11 protein-coding genes are annotated in these 21,368 nt (G+C 48.8%); 6 read left to right on the top strand and 5 right to left on the bottom strand.

The window, feature by feature from the left end:
* Positions 1-121: 121 nt before the first annotated feature.
* A complete protein-coding gene (gene pgmB, locus NIES593_RS21780) occupies positions 122-3,013 on the bottom strand; it encodes a beta-phosphoglucomutase (RefSeq protein ID WP_073601588.1) in 2,892 nt (963 codons plus the stop codon).
* 77 nt (positions 3,014-3,090) lie between these two features.
* Positions 3,091-5,505, bottom strand: coding sequence for a sucrose synthase (locus NIES593_RS21775; RefSeq protein WP_073601587.1), 2,415 nt, complete (start codon positions 5,503-5,505; stop codon positions 3,091-3,093).
* 766 nt (positions 5,506-6,271) lie between these two features.
* Between NIES593_RS21775 and ppsA the strand changes: the two genes are divergently transcribed.
* From ppsA to NIES593_RS21750, 5 genes are all read left to right on the top strand, one after another.
* On the top strand, positions 6,272-8,773 hold the full coding sequence (gene ppsA / locus NIES593_RS21770; RefSeq protein WP_073601586.1) for a phosphoenolpyruvate synthase: 2,502 nt from the start codon (positions 6,272-6,274) through the stop codon (positions 8,771-8,773).
* A gap of 247 nt (positions 8,774-9,020) precedes the next feature.
* Positions 9,021-9,632, top strand: coding sequence for a CP12 domain-containing protein (locus tag NIES593_RS21765; RefSeq protein ID WP_073601585.1), 612 nt, complete (start codon positions 9,021-9,023; stop codon positions 9,630-9,632).
* 732 nt (positions 9,633-10,364) lie between these two features.
* On the top strand, positions 10,365-14,024 hold the full coding sequence (gene nifJ, locus NIES593_RS21760; protein WP_073601584.1) for a pyruvate:ferredoxin (flavodoxin) oxidoreductase: 3,660 nt from the start codon (positions 10,365-10,367) through the stop codon (positions 14,022-14,024).
* 109 nt (positions 14,025-14,133) lie between these two features.
* Positions 14,134-15,144: a dihydroorotate dehydrogenase-like protein gene (locus NIES593_RS21755; RefSeq protein WP_073601583.1), complete on the top strand. Its 1,011-nt coding sequence runs from the start codon at positions 14,134-14,136 to the stop codon at positions 15,142-15,144.
* A 105-nt stretch (positions 15,145-15,249) separates the two neighbouring features.
* Complete coding sequence (locus NIES593_RS21750; RefSeq protein WP_073601582.1) at positions 15,250-16,371, top strand: ATP-dependent 6-phosphofructokinase; 1,122 nt, start codon at positions 15,250-15,252, stop codon at positions 16,369-16,371.
* 62 nt (positions 16,372-16,433) lie between these two features.
* On the opposite strand, the gene ppk1 is transcribed toward NIES593_RS21750, so the two are convergent.
* From ppk1 to NIES593_RS21735, 3 genes are all read right to left on the bottom strand, one after another.
* Entirely contained in the window at positions 16,434-18,596 is a 2,163-nt protein-coding gene (gene ppk1 / locus NIES593_RS21745) for a polyphosphate kinase 1 (RefSeq protein WP_073601581.1), read from the bottom strand.
* Positions 18,597-18,685: 89 nt separating this feature from the next.
* A complete protein-coding gene (locus tag NIES593_RS21740; RefSeq protein ID WP_073601580.1) occupies positions 18,686-19,147 on the bottom strand; it encodes a CBS domain-containing protein in 462 nt (153 codons plus the stop codon).
* Between the two features lie 181 nt (positions 19,148-19,328).
* Complete coding sequence (locus NIES593_RS21735; RefSeq protein WP_073601579.1) at positions 19,329-19,982, bottom strand: L-threonylcarbamoyladenylate synthase; 654 nt, start codon at positions 19,980-19,982, stop codon at positions 19,329-19,331.
* Between the two features lie 89 nt (positions 19,983-20,071).
* On the opposite strand from NIES593_RS21735, the gene larC reads away from it, so the two are divergent.
* Positions 20,072-21,292: a nickel pincer cofactor biosynthesis protein LarC gene (gene larC / locus NIES593_RS21730; protein WP_073601578.1), complete on the top strand. Its 1,221-nt coding sequence runs from the start codon at positions 20,072-20,074 to the stop codon at positions 21,290-21,292.
* Positions 21,293-21,368: the final 76 nt, after the last annotated feature.

Here is a 21,368-nt window from a genome sequence, read left to right as displayed (position 1 = left end):
CACCCCCAACCCCTCTCCCGAATAGGGAGAGGGGGGAGAATGTCGATCGCGAAAACCTGAAAATTGGTATAGTCCGTCCCCTCGAAGTCTGTTGCCAAAGAGGGAGGAATTACTGATTGAGTTAATATCTCGATCCTGCGGCAGTACCGAACAATTGAGATTGTAAGTCCTCCCAGGTGACTCCTTCTAAACTGGGAAGAACGACGTGAGCTTTACCCACTCTCTCCGCCGGGCCCAATCCGACTGTGAGCATGCCAGCTGCTAAACCCGCTTCTATACCGGATTCTGCATCTTCTACCACTACGCATTGAGAAGGTTCGAGTCCTAGCAACTCGGCTGCATGGAGAAATAGATCGGGTGCTGGTTTTGAGAGCTGTACGCTATAGCCATCGGCGATGGCATCTACTTTGTCGGCAATGCCTAGATGCTCGATTACCATTCGCGCATTTTTGCTCGCCGACCCGATCGCAATTTTAATCCCAGCCGCTCGCAGTTCGTCTAATAATTCCCTCGCTCCCGGTAACAAGTTGTTTGGTGTAATGTCTTGAATCGATTCCACATAATAGCGGTTTTTGCGCTCCATCATTTCTTCGAGTTGCGCTTCTGTATAATTTCTGTCGCCTACTATCCGCATCAGAGATTCCCGACGAGAGATTCCTCGCAGTGCCTCATTTGCCTGTCGGTCAAAGGGAATGCCTTCTTCATCTGCCAGCCTCTGCCAAGCACGGTAGTGAAATTCTGCCGTATCCGTCAGTACTCCGTCTAGGTCGAAAATAACGCCTTGAATTTTACCTTCTGCTTTCTGTTCCGAAGCTTCTGCCCTCAAATCGAAGTCGTACCAGGTGCTGCGCCAGTGAATCTTAAACTTCAGACGTTGCCAGTGAGAGGGAAGGTGGGGGGTTGCTACCGGACCTTCTTGGGTGAGCTTAAAGCCGCCAAACCCGAAAACAACTGCTTGCCATACGCCGCCTGCAGAAGCAGCATGGATTCCATCGGCAGCATTGCCGCGCACGTCTTCTAAATCTACCATGGCAGCTTGCAGGAACAATTTGTAAGCCTCATCGGATTGACCCAAATCGGAAGCTAAAATCCCGTGAATAGCAGGTCCGAGGGAAGATCCATAGGTAATGTCGGTTCGAGGGGCATAGTAATCCCAATTCTTTTGCAAGATTTCTTTGTTATAGGGAAACTCTTCCGACTGGCGCATTAAATAGAGCAGCATTAATACGTCCGGTTGCTTGAGAACCTGTCGCTTGTTAGCTCCCTCAATGCCCAAAATTTCTTGCATGGAGCGGGTGCGAGGTTCGTAATGCGCTAAATCGATATCTTCTAGGTTAAAAAACCCCTCGTACTGCTCGATCAGTCCCGTTGTCGGGTCATAGGGAATCCAGAGATTGGCAGCCATATCTTCCCAGCGATCGCGCAGTTTGGCAGTCAGCCCCAGTTTGGTTTCCAGCTCGGCAGCGCGTTCGGGAAAGCGATCGCACAGCCATTGATAAACGGCGATGGCTTTTTCTAGGTGCCACTGCACCATCCGATTGGTAAAGGCGTTATTACTGACGTGTTCGTGGTATTCGTCCGCACCGATGACTTCGCGAATCTCGTAGCGTTGTTGTTTGGGATTCCATTCAATTCGGCTGTTCCAAAAGACAGCCCCATCTAAAATAATCTCGGCGCCGCAGTCCCGCATCCACTCGTCATCGTTGGTCGCCTGCCAGTAGTACCAGATAGCATAGGCAATATCCGAGCTAATGTGAATTTCGCGATCGCGGCACCAAATCCTGATATCTTCGGCGTAGGGCTGATTTGGCAGCGCCCAACGGGGAGTCACTTCATCTCCCGTCTCGGCGCTTTCCCAGGCAAACATGGCTCCTTTGTAGCCATAGTAGGATGCCTTACGCCGCGCTCCATTAAGGGTATGATAGCGATAGGTCAGCAGGTTGCGGGCGATTTTGGGTTGAGTATAAATAAAGAAAGGAAGGATAAAGATTTCGGTATCCCAAAAGATATGACCGCGATAGCCGAAGCCCGACAGGGTTTTAGCCGGGATGCTGACGCGATTGTCGTGGCGCGGCGCACTGACGAGCAGTTGAAAGAGATTGTAGCGCACGGCAAGTTGAGCTTTGGTATCGCCCTCGATGAGGATATCGCTGTGCTGCCAAACTTCTTCCCATGCCCCTATGTGGGCAGATTGTAACTGGGAGTAGGAAGACAGTTGTGCCAGCTTTTCTTGGGCGACATGGGCTGGCGTTTGCGCCTCTCGCGAGGTAAAAACTGTGACGATTTTGTCTAGCGTTGCCGTCTGTCCTGCTGCAACCGCAAAGGTCGTTTCTACGGTGGGATATCCGGGTACACTCGTGACTTGAAAAGTTCCTTCCGTTCCCGATAGAAGTAACTTGGCAGCCATGCCGAGTTCGACGTGAGAACTGCGGGTGCGCACGTGCAACCAGATAGTGCCATCCCCATCTCCTCGTTCGATTTCTTCCCAATGGTTATAGCCTTGGTTTTCGGGATAGCCATTCAAGCTTGCCGAGACGGCGATCGAACCATTAAAATCTAGAGGCGTTACCTGGCAGCGCAGCGCTAATACATTTTGGTCGGCCAGACTGGCAAAGCGCTCGAAGTAAAGGTCTAGCGTCTTTCCTTTGGGGCTGCGCCAGCGTACCTTGCGACTGAGAATGCCTCTTTGGAGGTCGAGCTGTCGTTGATAGCTCAAGACTTCGCCGCGATCGAGTCGGAAATTCTCTCCGTCGATTCTAACCGTCAGCGGCAGCCAATCGGGACAGTTAGCAAGTTCGGTATAGACGACGGGAACGTCATCGTAAACGCCATTAATTAACGTCGCGCTCAAAGCACGCGGGTAGCCCTCCTCGAAACTCCCCCGCGTTCCCAAATAACCATTGCCTATCGTAAAGACGGTGCCTTTGTGATTGATTTGTTCGGGGTCGAATTGCGTTTCGATTAAATTCCAATCGGTATAAATAAAGTGATGGGAAGGAGCACTAGCAGACATCTGATTTAACTGAGAATTCGGAACGAGATTGGGGATCGGTTGGTGAGGGTTGTTGGCTTATATTTTTCTTCTATTGTTTATTGTTGTAAGTGTTTTTCTAAAATTTTTTCGGCTCTGGGTTTATATATTAGATGAAATAAAGCTTCCAAATATCGATACAATGCTTCGCGGTTTTCTTGAGAAATATGGTTCCAGAAATTGGAGATTTTAGAGAGCGAAACCAATTTTCTGGTGTGATCTTGCCAGTTATATTGGTCTCGGACTCGCTCGATCGCTCCTTGGGAGATTTCGTGCCAATATTGGGGATATACCTCGCATTTATCGATAAAATCGACGATTTTTTGGGCAGTTCCTTCGAGATCGGTGGGGTTGATGTGAAACCCACTGATTCCTTCTCGAAGAATTTCTAACGCGCCGCCGAATTGAGTGGCAAACGTGGGCAAGCCGGAAATCATCGCTTCGAGTATGGTAATCCCAAATGCTTCAAAACGGGCAAAATGAACGAATATTCCTCTAAAATCGGCGATAACTCGATAGGCTTCGCCGAGATCGGCGCTAGTCAGACGCATTCCTAACCAACGAATTTGACCTTGAAGGTGATATTGCTCGATGAGCGCGTGAAGAGTTTCGATTTCTCTTTTTTCTTCTAGATTAGTCGCTTCGTCAGCTTTTAATTTGCCCAGCGATAGGATCAAATTGCAACGTTCTTGCAAAGCTTGACTTCGTCCGAAGCATTCTACCAGTCCGGTAAAATTTTTGATCGCGTTAATTGGTCCAACCGCAAAAATCGGTCGCTTGTTGGGGTTGTCTAAACGTCCTAGAATTTGGGGATCTTCGTCGGTAAACAGCAAATTGTAAACCCGTTTGCGATCGCTTTCTACTCTATCTTCTGTTTGCGTATAAGGGAAAAAAATATTTTCGTTAACCCCTGGCGGCACGACATTAAATTTGGGACTAAATAATTCTATTCCATCGATCGCATGATAAAGTTGCGGCATAGTGAAACATTTGTACGACTCATACTGACCCATATTGTCGGGATTGCCTACGATTTCTTGGTAAGAAGAGGCAATAATGAAGTCAGCCGCATTCATGGCGATCAAGTCGGCAGTAAATTGTGCCGAGAAGTGATATCGATCCTCTAAATCTTGCCAATATAAATCGCTAAATAAATATCTGGGTTTCTCTAGGGCATGGGCAATATTGCACTGGGTTGTTCGAAAGCGGCGGGCAAGCAGGAAGGCAACTAAATTGCCATCGCTGTAGTTGCCAATGATTAAATCGGGTTTTCCTTTCAGTTGGGCGATTAATTCTCTTTCTGCATCTAGAGCAAAGGTCTCTAGATAGGGCCAAATCTCAAATTTAGAAATCCAGTTCTGGGTCACTTTAGGATTGAAGTCTTGGAAAGGAACCCTTAAAATCCAGGCATTTTCAGTACCGTAGACTTTTTCTAGGCGGAGATTGCACGAGGTTCCTTCGCAGTTGGGAATGAGGCGAGTTAGAATGATGACTTGGGGTTCGATGCCAACCACGTCGAGTCCTGCCTGATGCATTTCTTCGCGCAATTGATGTTCTAAGCTGCGGGAGCGATCGAGGACATGGACGACTTGTCCGGCTGTTTCCGCTCGTCCCAAAACGCTTTCTTGCCCAACCCAGCCGTGTACGGAGACGAGAACGACGCGCCTGGTAATGGGAAGACGGGCGATCAGTGCTTCTACAACGGCGTGTTGTGGATTGGAGATCGACCGTTCGAGCAGTTCGAGAGTTTCGCGAATGCGAGATGCCGTATTGCCCCAACCCGGTTCAAAGCCCAATTGTTGGAATTGGAGGCGGAATGTTTCGTAGGGCATGTTGGGAGGCAATTGATTGACAAATTCGATCGCTTCTTTAACGCGATCGATCAACTCGGTTGCCGAACCAATGCGATCGTTAATGAACAGCGAGATGCCGTCGTGTTGATGCTCGTGCAGGATGTTGAACAGTCCTTCGAGCCAATGTTGGGGATTCGCAGATATTTTGTCAAATAAATAGCGGTGGAGAAATTCCAGTCCTTGACCGATATTTCTAGGATCGTCGATGGTGGGGGTTCCTCGGTAAAAGGGACTGAAATCTATTTCTAAGATTTGAGGACTGTAACGGTTAACCAAGCGATCGCGCAGATCTAGCAGGGCTTTGGCGGTCATCGGTTCGACGCAACTGAGGTCGGCAGCAAGCCGAAAGACTTGTTGACTGGCAATTCTGGGTCGCAGGAGAAACCAGAAACTTTCCCCATCAAGCAGAATTTCATGGGTGTGATGAATCAGTTGCGCTATGGAGGAGGAATGGTAAAAATAGGCTGGTTTGTCTAATTGCCGACAGCTTTCTTCAAACGCCTGTTGAATTTCATTGCGCACGAAGAACTGCTTGCCCCAAGCACGCAATTCCGCCAGCAACTGACGCAGTGTCTTTTTTTCGTCGCCGCTATTTAAGACAGCTTGAATCAGTTCGTACATGGCGGATTCTCACTTACAGCGTTTGTTTTTATTTTAATCCGGAGCCATCTAGATTTTTTCTTCGAATATAAAAAATCTTTAAGAGTGCATTAGGCGCGATCGCTCAAATCTAGATCGCATTTTTTCTGCATAAAAAATTAAAGCGATCGTACTTAAGTAATGTCAGCCGCTATCTTACTCTCCCCAGCTAAGAGGGTGCATCCCTCATCCTCTTACTGGTTTTCTTGCAAAACGACAAACTTAATGACTTACAACCTAATGACTTAATCAGACTACTAATCAATAACCAACGTTATTCGTTTTTAGTTTAATTTTTGAACAATCTCGGCTTGCGGTTTTTGCTCGATAATGGCAACCCAGGACTATTTGCTCGTTCATAGCACGAGATTTTATAGGATTTTGTTCGTAGCGATCGCTACGATTTTTTTTCGTAATTAGTGCTTGCAAGGATCAAAAGTTAAAAAAAGATTACCGAGTGGCACATATACCTAACAGAGATCGTATTCTGAAATTGAAAGGTAGAAAAAGCAATAGTAGAGCCAGCAGTAAACGAAGATCTAAAGCAGTCACAGCTAATTGCCAGCGAGGATTCGGTCGAGCCTGTTTCCAACCAAAAGATTTCCTAAACACGCAAACAGATGTTAAACGGAGTTTACCTTGAGTTTTAGCTAAAAGGCTTGGGAACTTCAACAAAAATGTAAACCCGAAAGAACAGACTTGCCTGCAATTTTATCCAACTGAGTCGATTGAATAGAGGAATTAAATCATGGTACAAACAACAATCGATCGCGCATCGTCACAGCCTTCCAAAGAAAATGCATTAATTCTGTGGTTTGAGGAAGTAGGCATAGCCGATATTCCCCTCGTAGGTGGAAAGAACGCCTCTTTGGGCGAAATGATTCAACAGTTAACCCCCAAAGGCGTAAACGTTCCCACTGGCTTTGCCACCACTGCCTATGCTTTTCGCTATTTTATCGAAAAAGCTGGCTTGCAAGCGAAATTGCGCGATTTATTCGCCGATTTAGATGTAGAAGATGTCAACAACCTGCGCGAACACGGCAGACAAGCTCGCGCCCTCATTCTCAACACCCCCTTCCCGTCCGAACTAGAGCTAGCCATTACTCAAGCTTACATCAGACTATGCGAGCGCTATGGCGATGGCGCTGCGGCATGCGATCGCTATGAAGGAGCCGAAAAAGAAGAGTGCAAGCGCTATCTGAGCGATACTGACGTTGCCGTGCGCTCTAGCGCCACCGCCGAAGACTTGCCCGACGCTAGCTTTGCCGGACAGCAGGAAACCTACCTCAACGTCCACGGCGTTGTCGGCGTTCTCGATGCCTGCCACCGCTGCTTTGCTTCGCTGTTTACCGATCGCGCCATCTCTTATCGAACGATTAAAGGCTTCGATCACTTCGAGGTTGCCCTCTCGGTCGGCGTGCAAAAGATGGTACGCTCCGACCTAGCTTCCTCTGGGGTCATGTTCTCCATCGACACGGAAACGGGCTTCAAGAATGCAGCGCTGATTACGGCTGCTTACGGTTTGGGCGAAAATGTCGTTCAAGGCGCGGTCAACCCAGACGAGTATTTCGTCTTCAAGCCCACCCTCAAGCAAGGATTCCGACCCATCTTAGAGAAGCGCCTGGGCAGCAAAGAAATCAAGATGGTCTACGATGTCGGTGGCGGCAAGCTGACCAAGAACGTTCCCGTCCCCGAACCAGAGCGCAAAAAATATGCCATCACCGACGACGAAATTATCACCCTGGGCAAATGGGCTTGCATTATTGAAGACCATTATTCAGAAGTACGCGGCAGCTATACGCCGATGGATATTGAATGGGCAAAAGATGGTCTGACGGGAGAACTCTTCATCGTTCAAGCTCGTCCGGAAACCGTCCAATCGCAAAAATCCGGTAGCGTCCTCCGTAGCTTCAAACTGAAAGGCACGGGCGAGGTAGTTGCCAAGGGTCGTGCCGTTGGTGAGATGATAGGACAAGGTAAAGCTCGCGTCATTCTAGACGTTCATAAGATCGACGAATTCCAACCAGGTGAGGTCTTGATTACCAACAAGACCGACCCGGATTGGGAGCCGATCATGAAAAAATCCAGCGCGATCGTCACCAACCAAGGCGGACGGACTTGCCACGCAGCGATTATCGCACGGGAAATGGGCATCCCCGCGATCGTCGGTTGTGGCGACGCTACCGCAGTCGTGAAGACGGGAGAAGAAGTCACCGTCTCCTGCGCGGAAGGGGAAGAAGGACGAGTCTATCGAGGGTTAGTGCCTTTTGAAGTCCAAGAAACCCAGTTAGATAACCTGCCTCGCACTCGCACCAAAATCCTCATGAACGTGGGCAATCCCGAAGAAGCCTTCGGTCTAGCTTCCATTCCCTGCGACGGCGTAGGTTTGGCGCGATTTGAATTCATCATAGCCAACCACATCAAAGCTCACCCGCTGGCTCTAATGCATTTCGACGAACTCGAAGACGAAAGCGTTAAGCAGGAAATTGCCCAGCTAACCGCTCTCTACGACCACAAGCCCGACTTCTTCGTAGATAAGCTGGCACACGGCATCGGCACGATCGCGGCGGCTTTCTATCCCAATCCAGTCGTCGTCCGCATGTCCGACTTCAAGAGCAATGAATACGCCAACCTCTTAGGCGGCAAGCAGTTCGAGCCAGAGGAAGAAAACCCGATGATCGGCTGGCGCGGCGCATCTCGCTACTACGATCCCAAGTATGCCGAAGCCTATGGCTTAGAGTGTAAGGCACTCAAGCGCGTCCGCGATGAAATGGGCTTGACTAACGTTATCCCCATGATTCCCTTCTGCCGCACGCCCGAAGAAGGTCGCAAAGTGTTGGCAGAAATGGAAAAACACGGTCTCAAACGCGGCGAAAATGGCTTACAAGTCTATGTCATGTGCGAGATCCCTAGCAACGTCATTCTCGCCGACCAATACAGCGAAATCTTTGACGGCTTTTCCATCGGCTCTAACGACTTGACTCAGCTGACCTTAGGACTCGATCGCGACTCCTCGCTAGTTGCCCACATCTTTGACGAACGGAACGATGCAGTCAAAGAAATGGTACGCCAAGTCATCGCGAAAGCCAAGAAAAACGGTCGCAAGGTCGGTATCTGCGGTCAAGCACCCAGCGATTACCCCGAATTTGCTCGCTTCCTGGTTGAGTTGGGCATCGATTCGATTAGCTTAAACCCCGATTCGGTACTCAAGACATTGCTCGATATCGCTAAAACCGAAGGCGTTAGCTAATTGCGCTGGCTTAGATAGATAAATAACTGGGAGTAGGGAGTAGGAAACTGCTTCCTACTTTTTTTGTTTAGGCGCGATCGCGTGAGGTATTCTAATGAGTCAGGTTAATTATGCTGCTATGTCTGATGGGGAGTTAAATTGTCCTTGAGGGCTAACAATAATCAGGGTTATGTTAATGGCACTTCAAGCGCTCGCTCGATCTTTGATATAACTATCGTGATGTGTTCTCCTAGAAGGTCAAGCTAAGATGAAAGCGGCAGATATCATGACGACGGAAGTAGTTACGATTCGCGGCGCGGCAACGGTAGCTGAGGCAGTAAAATTGATGAAAGAAAAAAGCCTGCGTGCTTTAATTGTAGACCGCCGACACGACGAAGATGCCTACGGGATGCTTACCGAAACTGACATCGTCTACAATGTCACTGCTTATGGAATCGATCCCAAACAGGTGCGCGTCTGCGATATCATGACTAAACCGTGCATCGTTATCAATCCAGACTTGCAAGTAGAATATGTTGCCCGGTTGTTTGCCAAGACAGGCATTCGCAGGGCACCCGTTATCAAAGATAAGCTGCTGGGGATTGTTTCAGTAACCGATATTCTGCAAAAAAGTAATTTCGTCGAGCAACCGAAAACCACTAAGCTAGAGCAAGAAATTCAAAAAGCGATCGCTCATGCACGCGCTATCTGCGCCGAAAAAGGCGCGACTTCCCCCGATTGTGCTGCTGCCTGGGATATTGTGGAAGAGTTGCAAGCTGAAGTTGCCCATCAAAAAGCAGAAAAGCTTTCAAAAACTGCTTTCGATGAATACTGCCAGGAGTTTCCCGAAGCATTAGAAGCAAGAATGTATGAAGTGTAGCCTCAGCAAAAATTAAATTTTTTAAAAAACTTTGCATTAAAGTCGTGCGAGCATCTTGCTCGCATATTTTTTCTGAGGGCTTTTGGAAAAATGGCGTTCTCCCCAATAAAATTTCCCAAAAAGGTCAGTCTATCCTGCTTTTTTTGAGAATAGACCAATTTTTCAAACAAACAGTGCCAAATAGAGGTTGATGTGACAATCTGCTATTTTTCTATTCCAGGACTATTTTCTTTACTTTCTTTGCTCTCATGTGCTAAGAATTTATAAATTTATCCTCAACTATAGAAATTTATAAATATAATTAATTTATCATTTCAGATTTCAGCAATTGTATTTTTTAAAAAACTACTTTTTCCGAGTCGATGCCATGTCCGATTGCAAAATCCGATTGGTATCAAAACAAATCAGTAATTAATATTAACCGCGATCGCTATGGTTGAGGCGGAATTGCTAGAAATTAAAAAATAATAAGAATCCCTATATCGATCGAATTTTTAGTAGATTATAGAAGTGAAGACTCAAATAAATCTACTTACAAAATTCTTCCAATCGAAAGTAACAAACACTACAAATTAAGCAATAACTATTGTCTCTAGAAAAACAATAAAGAAGTTGTTAAAAGAGAAAGGCTGAAACCTTTTCTTAAGCCCTCTTCGTAACTTTAGATTTCCAAGAAAAAAGGCTTTAAAAGCTTTATCGATGTCTGAAAACACTCATAAGGTTTAAATAATCATGACGAGGAGAACATTTGCTACCTTAGACGCGAACGAAGCGGTTGCCAAGGTGGCATACAAACTAAACGAAGTAATTGCCATCTATCCGATCACCCCTGCTTCTCCGATGGGCGAATGGGCTGATGCATGGTCGGCGCAAGGACTTCCCAACCTCTGGGGAACCGTACCCAGCATTGTAGAGATGCAAAGCGAAGGGGGAGCGGCAGGAGCAGTACACGGTGCTTTGCAAACGGGTTCTCTAACCACCACCTTCACCGCATCCCAGGGATTGTTGTTAATGATCCCGAACATGTACAAGATTGCGGGAGAACTTACCAGTGCCGTCATTCACGTTGCGGCACGCTCTCTCGCCGCACAAGGGCTGTCAATTTTTGGCGACCATAGCGATGTGATGGCGGTTCGCGCCACGGGCTTTGCTCTGCTGGGTGCTGCCTCGGTGCAGGAGGCACAAGACTTTGCCCTCATCGCGCAAGCGGCTACCCTGAAATCGCGGGTGCCCTTTATCCATTTCTTCGATGGGTTCCGCACCTCCCACGAAGTCCAAAAGATCGAACTGCTAGAGGATGAGGACTTAAGGGCGCTTATCGACGACGATTTCGTCCTAGCACACCGCAGTCGCGCCATGACTCCCGACCGTCCCGTCTTGCGCGGCACCGCTCAAAATCCCGACGTTTACTTCCAGGCAAGGGAAACAGTCAATCCCTTCTATCAAGACTGCCCCAACATCGTTCAAGAGGCAATGGACGAATTCGCCAAGCTAAAGGGGCGGCAATACTATCTCTACGAATATCACGGCGACCCAGCAGCAGAGCGCGTCATTATTCTGATGGGTTCCGGTTGCGAAGCGGTACACGAAACCGTCGATTATCTCAACCAGCAGGGCGAGAAAGTTGGCGTTCTCAAGGTGCGCTTGTATCGTCCCTTCGATGCAACGCGGTTGGTTGCTGCTTTGCCCAAAACCGTCAAGACCATCGCCGTCCTCGATCGCACTAAAGAACCCGGCAGTGCCGGCGAACCCCTTTATCTCGATATCATCACTGCCCTCAACGAAGAATGGACCCGACAAATGCCCAAGGTAGTTGGAGGACGTTACGGTCTATCCTCCAAGGAATTCAATCCAGCAATGATTAAGGGCATCTTCGATAACCTAGCGCAAGAAAAACCCAAAAATCATTTCACTATCGGGATCGATGACGATCTGAGCCACACTTCACTCCCCTACGATCCCAGCTTCTCGATCGAACCCGATAGCGTCGTGCGGGCGCTGTTCTACGGGTTGGGCGCTGACGGAACCGTCGGAGCCAACAAGAACTCGATTAAGATTATCGGGGAAGAAACCGACAACTACGCCCAAGGGTACTTCGTCTACGACTCCAAAAAGTCTGGCGCGGTAACAGTCTCACACCTGCGCTTCGGTCCGCAACCGATTCGCTCGACCTACCTCATCGACAAGGCAAACTTCATCGGCTGTCACCAGTGGAATTTTATCGAAAAACTCGATATGCTGACATCGGCTGCCCCTGGCGCGACCTTCCTATTGAATAGTCCCTACAGTGCCGAGGAAATCTGGGGACATCTGCCCATCGAGGTACAGGAGCAGATTATCCGCAAGGGATTGAGAGTCTACACCATCAACGCCAACAAAGTCGCTCGCGAAAGCGGCATGAGCGGACGAATCAACACGATCATGCAGGTATGTTTCTTTGCCCTAGCTAACGTATTGCCCAGAGATGAAGCGATCGCGCAGATCAAAAAAGCCATTCAAAAAACCTACGGCAAGAAAGGCGACGAGATCGTCCGCATGAACCTGCAAGCAGTAGACAATACCCTTGCCAATCTACACGAAGTGTCAATTCCCGATCGAGTCACCAGCACCGTACACCTGAAAACAGGACTTCCCGATGAGGCTCCCGCCTTTGTACGCGACGTTCTCGGCATGATGGTAGCGCGGCGAGGCGACGAGCTTCCCGTCAGCACCCTACCCTGCGACGGCACTTATCCGACGGGCACGTCTAAATGGGAAAAACGCAATATTGCTGAATTTATCCCAGTTTGGGATCCCAACGTCTGCGTTCAGTGCGGCAAATGCGTCATGGTTTGTCCCCACGCGGTTATTCGGGGGAAGAGTTACGATCCAGCCGCATTAGCCAACGCGCCAGCCACCTTTAAGTCTGCCGATACCAAAGATAAAGACTTTGCCGGCGAAAAATTCACCATCCAAGTCGCGCCTGAAGACTGCACGGGTTGCGGGATCTGCGTAGACGTTTGTCCTGCCAAGAATAAATCCATGCCGTCGCGCAAAGCGATTAACATGGAACCACAGCTACCCCTGCGCGAGCAAGAGCGAGAAAACTGGGATTTCTTCCTCAAAATCCCCAATCCCGATCGCCGTCATTTGAAACTGAATCAAATCCGCCAGCAACAGATGCAAGAACCCTTATTCGAGTTCTCTGGCGCCTGTGCGGGTTGCGGCGAAACGCCTTACGTTAAGTTATTGTCGCAATTATTCGGCGATCGCGCTTTGGTTGCCAACGCCACGGGTTGCTCCTCCATCTACGGCGGCAACTTGCCCACCACGCCCTGGACGACCAATGCCGAAGGTCGCGGTCCCGCCTGGTCGAACAGCCTCTTTGAAGACAACGCCGAATTCGGTATGGGTTTCCGCCTCTCCATCGACAAGCAAGCGCAATATGCTGCCGAACTGTTGCAGAAATTGAGCGGTCAAATTGGCGATAACCTCGTTGCGGAAATTCTCAACGCCGACCAGACATCCGAAGCGGATATTTGGGAACAACGCGATCGAGTTACCCTCCTCAAACAGAAGTTAGATGAGTTACTTGCTTGCGAATTAGATTCCAATCTAAAATCCAAAATCCAAAATCTAAAATCGGTTGCCGATTATTTGGTCAAAAAGAGCGTCTGGATCGTTGGCGGCGACGGTTGGGCGTATGATATCGGTTTCGGCGGTCTCGATCACGTTATTGCCAGCGGTCGCAACGTGAACCTCTTGGTACTGGATACCGAAGTGTACTCCAACACGGGGGGTCAATCTTCTAAAGCCACTCCGCGAGGAGCCGTTGCCAAGTTTGCCGCGGGCGGTAAACCCGCACCCAAGAAAGACTTGGGTTTGATCGCCATGACTTACGGCAACGTCTATGTCGCCAGCGTCGCTATGGGAGCGCGAGACGAGCATACACTGCGAGCATTCCTAGAGGCCGAAGCCTACGACGGACCATCCATCATTATTGCCTACTCGCACTGCATCGCCCACGGCATCGACATGACAACGGCGATGAACCATCAGAAAGCCGTCGTCGAAAGCGGTCGCTGGTTGCTATACCGCTATAATCCCGACCTGAAGAAGGAAGGCAAGAATCCGCTTCAGTTGGATATGCGATCGCCCAAGCTGCCAGTAGGCGAGTCTATGTATAAAGAAAATCGTTTCAAGATGCTTGCCAAGAGCAAGCCAGAAGATGCCAAACGCTTGCTCAAGGAAGCTCAACAAGACGTGGACAATCGCTGGCACATGTACGAGTATCTCGCTGCCCGTCCGTTGGAAATTCCTCATAGCAAGAACGGACATAACGGACATAACGGACATAGCGGGAAAGCCCAAGAAACGGACGAAGACACGACAAAGCTAAGCGGGAAAGCATAGCTAGTTAGTTGTTATCGGTAGTGCGAGCGTCCCGCTCGCGCGGGCATCTTGCCCGCACTACCCCGTAATTCCTAAATTCAGATCGATTGAGGCAGAGGAGAAATCATCAATGGATTTAACGACCACCTATATGGGATTGAAGCTGCGATCGCCCCTCGTCGTTGGCGCGGCAGCCCCACTAACCGAAGATATCGACAACATCAAGCGGATGGAGGATGCGGGAGCGGCAGCAGTCGTATTGCATTCGCTATTCGAGGAACAACTTAGGCAAGAACAGCTTGAATTACACCATCATCTCGAATACAAAACCTATAGCTATGCCGAATCCCTAACCTTTTACCCCGAACAAGAAGTCTTTCACGTCGGACCGGAGGAATATCTCAAGCACATTTGCAAGGCAAAGGAGGCTACCAATATTCCCATTATCGCCAGTCTCAACGGCTCGACTCCTGGCGGCTGGACTGACTACGCCAAGCAAATCGAACAGGCGGGCGCAGATGCACTGGAATTAAACATCTATTACGTGCCGACCGATATGGATCTGCCCGGTTCTCAAGTCGAGCAAACTTATCTGTCTATTCTGCGTGCCGTCAAATCGGCGGTGAAGATTCCCGTCGCGATTAAAATCAGTCCTTTCTTCAGCAACACAGCAAATATGGCAAAACAGCTCGTCGAAGCAGGAGCAGACGCGCTAGTTTTGTTTAACCGCTTTTATCAACCCGACATTGACATCGAAAACTTGGAAGTGCAAGCCAACGTTCTGTTAAGTACGCCTCAAGCAATGCGATTGCCCATGCGCTGGATTGCCATTCTCTACGGTCGCATTCAAGCCGATCTAGCCGCAACTAGCGGCATTCACAAAGCGCATGACGTGTTGAAAATGCTAATGGCTGGCGCGAGTATCACGATGTTAGTCAGCGTGTTGCTACGCCACGGAATCGGGGAGATTGCGTCGATTGAAGAAGGAATGCGTCATTGGATGGAAGAACACGAATACGAGTCGGTCAAACAAATGCAGGGCAGTATGAGTCAAATCAATTGTCCCGACGAGAGTGCTTTTGAACGCGCCCAATACATGAAAGCCGTTCAAACGTACAATCCAGAGCGATTGCTCATTTGAATTGAAGCAGCAGCGAGTAGGAGGGCGATATCGGGTTAGTTTAGTTAGTGGAAGATGGCGACTAACCATTAACGACTAACCAAATCCAATTAAGAGGAGAAAACTATGACCAAACGCATCGGTATTCTGACCAGTGGTGGGGACTGTCCGGGTTTAAATATGGCGATTCGAGCCGTCGTCTGTCATGCTACGAGTGCCTATGGGTGGGAAGTCCTCGGCATTCCTTACGCTACTCAGGGGTTGCTGGAGAGAAAAGCGATTGCTTTGAATTTACACGGCTTGGATTTGCACGGCATCGATCCCTTGTTGAGCATGGGGGGAACGATTCTGGGTTCGACCAATAAAGGAGATACGCTGGCAAGGATAGACGAACTAGATGTTAGTTATCGGGCACTTGGGTTGGATGCCCTAATCGTCATCGGCGGCGACGGCAGCTTGACGATTCTTAGAGAAGTCGCCCGCAAAGGAGGCTGGAATCTCGTCGGCATCCCCAAAACCATTGACAACGACGTGGCATTAACCGAACGCGCGATCGGATTTGATACGGCAGTCAATACGGTAACGGATGCTTTGACTCGCTTGACCTATACCGCAGCCAGCCACGATCGCGTTATGGTCGTCGAAGTCATGGGGCGCACGGCAGGACATTTAGCACTGAATTCCGGTATTGCAGGCGGTGCCGATGCCATCTTAATTCCAGAGATTCCCTACTCAGTGCCGAAACTGTGTCAAAAACTCCAAGAATTGCGCGATAAGTGGGGACGAAAATTTGCCCTCGTCGTCGTCGCCGAAGGCGCGAAAACGGCAGAAGGAGCGCTCAGTTGCTATACCGACTCCCTCGGCGAAGTCCGCTTGCGCGGCATCGGTCAATACATTACCGAGCAAATTCCTGCTTGTAGCAGTACCCCCATTGAAACTCGCTTGACGATTTTGGGTCACGTCCAGCGCGGCGGTATTCCTTCGGCCGGCGATCGCGCTCTAGCGGCTGCTTTTGGTACGGCTGCGGTCGATTTGGTGGCGCGAGAACAATTCGATCGCATGGTGGCTTGGCAAAACGGCGAAGTCGTCAGCGTTCCCCTCGAAGCGGTCATCGCTCAGAGTCCGGCTTTGGTCGATCCCAACGGTTGTTTAGTGCAAACCGCGCGAGATCTAGGTATTTATATCGGCGAGAACGAGTATGTTACCGCATCATCTCAATCCCAACTGGCACAAAGTCTGGTGAAATAGATAGGGAGAAGAACTTTGTTCTGGACTGTCCAGGACAAAAAACTCATGAATGATGTCAATTCCTAAATTCCTGCCGACCGCATGGCCATTTCCATCAAGATCTTATGGGAACTTTGCTCGCGTCCGCCGTCTGTTGGATGGCGTTGAATATAGCTGCCATCGGGTTGCAATTCCCAGGCTTGGCGGTTGTCTGAGAGCATAATTCCCAGGATTTCTTCTAACTCCTTGGCAATCTCTGGATCGTCTATCGGAGTAACGGCTTCTACTCGGCGACTTAAGTTGCGCGTCATCCAGTCTGCGCTGCCGATATAAACTTCCTCTTCGCCACCATTTTGGAAGTAAAAAATGCGGGAATGCTCCAAAAAGCGACCGATAATGCTGATAACGCGGATATTTTCGCTGACGCCTTCAATACCAGGACGCAGGCAGCAAATTCCTCTAATAATGAGGTCAATTTGTACGCCAGCTTGGGAAGCTTCGTAGAGCGTTTCGATAATTTGAGCATCGACTAATGCATTCATTTTGGCGACGATGCGACCGCTGTTCCCTTTACGACAGTGTTCTGCCTCGCGACGAATCATTGCAACCATGCGATCGCGCATGTTAACCGGAGCAACCAACAACTTGCGATAGGATTTTTGCCGAGAATATCCCGTCAGGAAATTAAATAAATCGGTTAAATCCGCACCCAATTCTTCTCGACAGCTTAACAATCCTAAATCCGTGTACAGCTTCGCCGTTTTGGAATTGTAGTTCCCCGTGCCGATGTGGACGTAGCGACGAATTTTGTTGCTCTCTTGGCGCACTACCAAAACGATTTTGGTGTGGGTTTTCAAACCAACCAACCCGTAGACGACGTGAACGCCAGCTTGCTCTAGCTTCCTAGCCCAGGTAATATTATTTTCTTCATCAAAACGAGCTTTCAGTTCCACTAGGACGGCCACCTGTTTTCCATTTTCGGCGGCAGCGATCAAGGCATTGACGATGGGCGAATCTCCAGAAGTCCGATACAGCGTCATTTTGATTGCCAGTACCTTGGGATCGTATGCCGCTTGGGTAATAAATTCCTCGACCGTAGCGCTAAAAGACTGATAAGGATGGTGAAGCAATCGATCCGAGTTGCGAATGAGGGTAAAAATATCTTCGCCTTCTTGAGTGTCGTCATTGCGATCGCGACTGCTAATATCTTGAGTGCGCGACAGCCAAGCGGGAACGACGGGGAACCAGAGCGGATCTTTCAATTCCGGGCAGGGCATGGACAGAAAAAACATTAAATCTTTGAGTCCGAGCAACCCTTCTACGTCGTAGACATCGATCTCTTCTAATCTCAGATCGTGCATGAGTCGGTTTCGGAGGTTTTCTGGCATTGAGGTTTGAATTTCCAGGCGAACGGCAGATTTTCCCACTCGTCGCTTGCGCAGTTCCTGTTCGATCGCCAGCATCAAATCGTCGGCTTCGTCTTCTTCTACCGAAAGATCGGCGTTGCGAGTGACTCGGAACGGATGGCACTCCTGAACGATCGTACCGGGAAACAGGGCTTCGAGGTTGTGAGCGATCGCCTGTTCTAAGGGAATGCCCGACCAAATCGACTGTTTGTTGGCAGAGTACTGTCGCAATTCTTTTGGCAGGGAAATGAAACGAGGTAGAACGTTGGGAACTTTGACGCGGGCGAATAATTCCTCGTCGGTATCGGGATCTCTAACGATGACTGCTAAATTTAGGCTTAAGTTGGAGATGTAGGGAAAGGGATGGCTGGGGTCGATCGCCAGCGGCGTGAGGACGGGAAAAATATGTTCTTCAAAGTACTGTTGGAGATAGGTGCGCTGTTCTTGATTGAGATCGACGTAATTAATAATATGAATGCCCTCGGCGTTTAACTGCTCTCTAAGTTCGTACTCAAAATGTTGGTCTTGTTGCCTAACCAAAGGACGCAGGCGATCGCTAATCGCTTCTAGTTGTTCGCTGGGAGTCAAACCGTCCGGCGTTAGTTTCGTTACCCCAGCTTCTACCTGCTGTTTTAACCCTGCCACTCGCACCATGAAAAATTCATCCAGATTCGAGCTAAAAATTGCAGAAAATTTGAGGCGTTCTAAGAGAGGAGTGCGCGGGTCGAGGGCTTCGTGTAAAACGCGACGATTGAACTCTAGCCAGCTTATTTCTCGATTGATATAGTATCGCGGATCTTTGAGATCGATCTTTGGGGGAGTGGTTTTGGTTTTCGACATAGCGGTAGTTGGCAACGATGAAGCCTAGCATCGATACTATCTTGACAGTAACCAGCCAAGATTATCGCCAGATTAAAGCAATTCTTCCCCTAGCTATCTGCCATCGCGCGAATGATATCGCCCTGAGTTAAAATGCCGATCGCTTTGCCATCCTCTTCGTCAACCACGACTAAGCGTCGGATTTTCTTTTCGTGCATGATGCGAGCAGCTTCTTTGAGAGAGCGATCGGGAGTAATGCTAATGGGTTTATCGGTCATCACCTCGCCAACCGTTTGTCCCAAAGCTTTATGAATTTCTTTTTCGTAACGGGCGGGATTTTGCAGATAGATGACGCTATCGAGAATCATAATATAAGGCGGCGGTTCCACACCAGTTTCCTGCCACATTAGGTCTGATTCCGAAATAACGCCGACCAATTTTCCAGCGTCGTCCACGACGGGCATCCCGCTAATATGTTTCTCACACAGAAGCTTAATGGCTTCATTGAGCGGAGTTTGCGGCTTGACCGCGATCGGGTTGGGGGTCATGACATCGGCGACGGTTTTAGTCATGTGATAGTTTGGGATTGATTATCGAAGCGGTTATTTTTATTATATTTCCTTTCCTAGCCTCCTTATTCAGGAAATATGACTGCGCGATCGCGCGAGCCAATTTTGAACTCATGTTAAATCGCATTTCCTAGCTACCTGCCAAAACGCGATCGCACCGAATTCATTCAACTCCCAACTCAAGTCAGCCTAGCGGAGTCAGCCAATGCTCCACCTCTTCCCACCCCAAGCCTTTTCTAACAACGACAGGATCTTCCTCAGTCAAATCCAAAATCGTAGAAACCTCAACGCCAGGATCGGAACCATCGTCGATAATAATATCCACCGACTTATCAAGTGCATCAAACAGTTTTGCTTTCTCTAGTTTGAGGGTAGGAAACTCCCCTTCTTCGTCGGGCAAATGAGCCGAACTGGAAATAATCGGATTGCCCAGCGTCTGTAAAATCGCTTGACATATGGCACTATCGGGAACGCGAATGCCAGTGGTTTTGCGCTTGGGGTTCATTACCAGTTTGGGGACTAATTTAGTTGCAGGAAGTAGAAAGGTATAAGGCCCCGGAATTAAATGCTTCATAATTCGGTAAGCCGAATCGCTGACGATGGCATATTCAGAAATATTTGAAAGTGACGAACACAGGAAAGTCAGCGGCTTGTCGTTGGATAACTGTTTGAGTTGCCTAACCCGTTCGACTGCCGATTTGGAGTTAAGATCGCAGCCAATGGCATAGACGGTATCGGTAGGGTAGAGCATGACCGAGCCGCGCCTAAGCACATTGCAAATTTCGTCAATGGTACGTTGCTGGGGATTTTGGGGATGAAGGGAGTAGATAGTAGCCATGATCTTTTAATGAAAAATGAAATAATACAACTAACGCTCGCCTAATATCCAATTGCAGATGAACAATCGATCGCGAAATTAAAAAAAATATGAAAAAGTTAGCCTATCTTGAATGCCAAACGGGAATTGCTGGCGATATGTGTTTGGGCGCTCTCGTCGATGCGGGCGTGCCGTTAGAATATCTAAGCAAACAGCTCAAGAAGTTAGGAATAGAGCGAGAATATAGTTTGTGGGCAGAAAAAGTTTGTCGCAACGGACAGGTAGCCACAAAAGTTCATGTCGATGTCTATACCGAACAGCGCAACGGTCACGACCATCACCATCGAGCAAGACATTTACCCGAAATCGAACAACTCATTCAAGCAGCTTCGCTACCCCCAAGGGCAGCCGAATGGAGTCTTAAGGTGTTTCGCCAACTCGCGATCGCCGAAGGAGCCGTTCACGGGATTGCGCCACAGAAAGTTCACTTTCATGAAGTTGGGGCAACCGATGCCATTGTCGATATTGTCGGAACTTGTTTGGGCTTGGATTGGTTGGGAATTGATGAATTGCATTGCTCTGCTATGCCCACGGGCGGCGGTACGGTAAAAGCCGCTCATGGGATTTTACCTGTTCCCGTTCCCGCCGTGATGAGATTGTGGGAATCTCGTCAAGTTCCAGTTTACAGCAACGGCATCGACAAGGAATTAGTCACGCCTACTGGAGCTGCGATCGCGGTGACTCTGGCTACCCATTTTGGCGCTCCCCCGGCGATGAGTCTCGAACGCATTGGCTTGGGGGCAGGTTCGCGAGATTTACCCATTCCCAATATTCTCAGACTTTGGCTCGGTCGTTTGCTAGGAACGCCATCCACTAACCAAGAAACGATTTCGGTATTAGAAACGCAAATTGATGACCTCAGTCCCCAGGCGATCGGCTATGTTTTTGAGGAATTATTTAAGGTGGGTGCCTTAGATGTTTTTACAGTTGCTATTGGCATGAAAAAATCTCGTCCGGGGATTTTATTAACGGTTATTTGTTATCCTGAAAAGGTCTCCGCTTGCGAAGCAGTACTCTTTAGAGAAACGACTACTTTGGGAATCCGACATCTAACGCAACAGCGATCGATCTTAAAGCGAGAAATTCGCGAGGTAGACACAATTTTTGGCACGGTAAGAGTCAAAGTCGCCACTCAAGGAAACGAACCAGAGAAAACGATTCTAAACGTGCAACCGGAATATGAAGATTGTGCCGAATTAGCCAGGAATTCTAATCAGCCTTGGCACGTCATTCACCAAATGGCTTTGGCTGCGTGGTACGGTCATTCATGATGCTCGATAAACAATGAAATATGGGAGCATCCCACTTTCGCAATGAGTAAAAATGCTTAGAGTATTATGGTGTTAA

Source organism: Hydrococcus rivularis NIES-593 (genome assembly GCF_001904635.1).
In the GTDB taxonomy this organism is placed as follows: Bacteria; Cyanobacteriota; Cyanobacteriia; order Cyanobacteriales; family Microcystaceae; genus Hydrococcus; species Hydrococcus rivularis.
The sequence above is the reverse complement of the archived record's forward strand: the minus strand, read 5'-3'. Positions and strand labels throughout refer to the sequence as shown.